This window comes from Streptomyces sp. NPDC001634, from assembly GCF_040298185.1.
Taxonomy (GTDB): Bacteria; Actinomycetota; Actinomycetes; order Streptomycetales; family Streptomycetaceae; genus Streptomyces.
This window is the reverse complement of the sequence record NZ_JBEOZU010000199.1, coordinates 1-3273: the sequence shown is the minus strand read 5'-3', so window position 1 is coordinate 3273 and position 3273 is coordinate 1. Positions and strand designations below refer to the sequence as shown.

The 3273-nt window shown below is 71.8% G+C and carries 3 protein-coding genes; 2 read left to right on the top strand and 1 reads right to left on the bottom strand.

All coding sequences use genetic code 11. From position 1 onward, the window contains the following. On the bottom strand, positions 1–206 hold a 206-nt coding region (locus ABT186_RS47400), incomplete at its 3' end, for a LysR family transcriptional regulator (RefSeq protein WP_351930629.1). 133 nt (positions 207–339) lie between these two features. On the opposite strand from ABT186_RS47400, the gene ABT186_RS47395 reads away from it, so the two are divergent. Together ABT186_RS47395 and ABT186_RS47390 are read left to right on the top strand one after the other, a co-directional pair. After that, positions 340–1608, top strand: coding sequence for an MFS transporter (locus ABT186_RS47395; RefSeq protein ID WP_351235654.1), 1269 nt, complete (start codon positions 340–342; stop codon positions 1606–1608). Positions 1609–2018: 410 nt separating this feature from the next. Next, on the top strand, positions 2019–3146 hold the full coding sequence (locus ABT186_RS47390; RefSeq protein ID WP_351235656.1) for an FAD-dependent oxidoreductase: 1128 nt from the start codon (positions 2019–2021) through the stop codon (positions 3144–3146). Positions 3147–3273 lie beyond the last annotated feature (127 nt).

Sequence of the window (3273 nt, the reverse complement as noted above, 5' to 3'; positions counted from 1 at the left end):
CGCGCGTGGGGCAGGAAGGCCTGCCCGTCGATGGTGAGTTCGGCGCCGCGCGCGGTGCGGATGAACAGCCGCACGCCGAGGTTGCGCTCCAGCGTGGCGATGCGCTTGGAGACGGCCTGCTGGGTGACCGCCAGCTCGGCGGCGGCCTCCTGGAACTGCCCCGCGTCAGCGGCGGCGACGAAGGTCCGGACGGTGTCGAGGTCCATGCCGGCACCCTATGGGCACAACTGTTGGTTGTGGCCGATGGCCCTGCGGTTGTTTGATCCCCGGGTATGGTGCTCGCTTTGATGCTTCCGATCGCGGAACGGTTGTGCGAGTGAGTGGCGAGGGGCGTCGGGCATGAGGAGCGGGCACCGGCTGGGACATCTGCTCGGACATCGGCTGGGGCGGCGGTTCGGGTGGCTCTGGGGAGCGTACGGGACCAGCGCGCTCGGCACGTGGCTCGCCTTCGGTGCGTTCCCGCTGATCGCCATCCGGGTGCTGCACGCCGGACCGGCCGAGGTCGCCGCGCTCTCCTCCGTGGGGGCTGCGGTGGGCGCGGCCGTGGCGGTGCCGCTCGGCCCGTGGGTGGAGTTCCGCCGCAAGCGGCCGGTGCTGATCGCGATGGACCTGGTACGTGCCGCGGCCCTGCTGACGATCCCCACCGCGTTCGCGCTCGGCGTGCTCACCTTCCTTCAGCTCCTGCTGGTCTCGGTCGTCGTCGCGGCGGCCGACATCACCTTCCGCGCCGCCTCCGGCGCGTACCTGAAGACGCTGCTGCCAGCCGAGGACCTGCTCGTCGCCAACGCCCGGTTCGAGTCCACGGCCTGGACGACCACGATCATCGGACCGCCGCTGGGCGGCACCGCGATCGGGCTCCTCGGTCCGGTGACGACGGTGGTGGCCGACGCGGTCAGCTACCTGCTCTCGGCCCTGGGCATCCGCGCGACGGGCCGGCACGAGCCGCGGCCCGAGCACCGGGAGGCCGCGCGCATGCGGGCCGGGGACCTGCTCGACGGTTGGCGGTACATCCTCGCCGACCCGACGCTGCGTCCGCTGTTCTTCAACACCGCTTTGTTCAACGGCCTGGTGATGGCCGCCGAGCCGCTGCTGGCTGTCCTGATGCTCGGCCGACTCGGGTTCGCACCGTGGCAGTACGGCCTCGCCTTCGCCGCGCCCTCGATCGGCGGGCTGCTCGGTTCGCGGCTCGCCCGACCGCTCGTCACCCGGTTCGGGCAGCATCAGGTCCTGGTCGTGGTCGGGGCGCTGCGCGCGATCTGGCCCGTCGGCCTGGCCTTCCTGGGGCCGGGCACCGGAGGGCTACTGCTGGTGATGGGCGTCGAGCTCGGGCTCATCTTCTGCTGCGGGGTCTTCAACCCCGTCTACGTCACCTACCGCCTCGAGCGCACCGCGACCGACCGGGTCACCCGCACGCTGTCCGCCTGGGCGGTGACGACCAAGGCCTCGACCGCGCTCCTGACGGCCGTCTGGGGCGTGCTGGGCGGCCTGCTCGGCCCGCGTACGGCCATCGGCCTGGCCGGCGTGCTCCTGCTGGCGACCCCGCTGCTGCTCCCCCGCCGCGCGGCAGTGCATCTCTCCAAGCCGGAGCCGACACCGGGCCGCGCCTGACGGGCCGACACGGCCGTCACCGCGATCCGGCTGCGCCGCCCTTCTTCGGAGCGGTCCGCCCCTCCGCGTACAACGGGAATGTCCGCAACGGCCTCCGCCGTGGCCGGTTGCGGGGCGCCGCGCGGCAAATCCTGGCTCACGTGCGTTGTACCCCTTGCAGGCAGGGCTTCGCCGCCTGGGGGGCGACGTGAGAACGCGAGCATGACCACGATCGACCTGGACGGCGAGCTGAACGCCGTTCCGGGTAGGGGTCGGGACGGATCCGCGGCGTCGGTCACATATATATCGGGGCTGTCGGTCGGATGTCGGCGGCTGTCGGTCGGATGTCGGCAGCTCGTCGGCGGGGCCTGGCACCTTTCCAGAGACGGCCGGCCGGAGCTCACCGGGCGGCCCGATCCCGAGGAGCCATCATGCACACCCCAGTCACGATCATCGGCGCCGGACTCGGCGGACTCACGCTGGCCCGCGTCCTGCACGTCCACGGCATCCCGGCCACGATCTACGAGGCCGATCCCTCCCCGTCGGCGCGCGCGCAGGGCGGGATGCTCGACATCCACGACTACAACGGACAACTCGCCCTCAAGGCGGCCGACCTGATGGACGAGTTCCACGCCATAGTCCTGGAGGGCCGCCAGGCGATGCGGGTCCTCGACCGGGACGGGACCGTCCTGTTCGAGGAGGCCGACGACGGCACGGGCGGACGCCCCGAGGCGCTGCGCGGCGACCTGCGACGGATCCTGCTCGACTCGCTCCCGGCCGGCACCGTCCGGTGGGGGCACAAGGTCAAAAGCGCCCGTGCCCTCGGCGAGGGCCGCCACGAGGTGACGTTCGCCGACGGCACCACCGCCGTCACCAGCCCGCTGGTCGGCGCGGACGGCGCGTGGTCACGGGTGCGGCCGCTGCTCTCCACCGCCACACCCGCGTACACCGGCACGTCGTGCGTCGAGATCTATCTGTACGAGGCCGACACCCGGCACCCCGCCGCCGCGAAGGCGGTCGGCGGCGGGTCGATGATCGCGCCCTCGCCGGGCAAGGAGATCTTCGCCCACCGGGAAAGTGGCGACACCCTGCACATCTACGTGGGGCTCACCAAGCCGCAGGACTGGTTCGCCGCCATCGACTTCACCGATGCCGCCGCGGCAACCGCGCGCATCGCGGCGGAGTTCGACGGCTGGGCACCGGAGATCACCGCGCTGATCACCGACGGCGACACCGCGCCGGTCCTGCGCTCCCTCCACGCCCTGCCGACCGGGCTCCGCTGGGACCGGGTGCCAGGGGTGACCCTGCTCGGCGACGCCGCCCATCTCGCGGCCCCGAACGGCGAAGGCGCCAACCTGGCCATGCTCGACGGCGCCGAACTCGGCCAAGCCCTCGCCGCGCACCCCGACGACATCGAGGCCGCACTCACCGAGTACGAGCAGGCCATGTTCCCCCGCAGCGAGGTCGCCACTTTTGAAGGTGTCGAGGTCCACCGGATCGACTCCGACAACAACACAGCCCACGGCCTGATCAACATGTTCACCGAGAAGGGCCAATGAGCAACTCAAGCCCCGAACTGATGCTCTCCTTACCGCCGAAGCGCCGGCGCACCAGGCGACTTCATCGGCGACCGCCCGGTCAACGCCGCCATCCACCCTGCTGGCCTGCCCATCAACACCTCCGAGG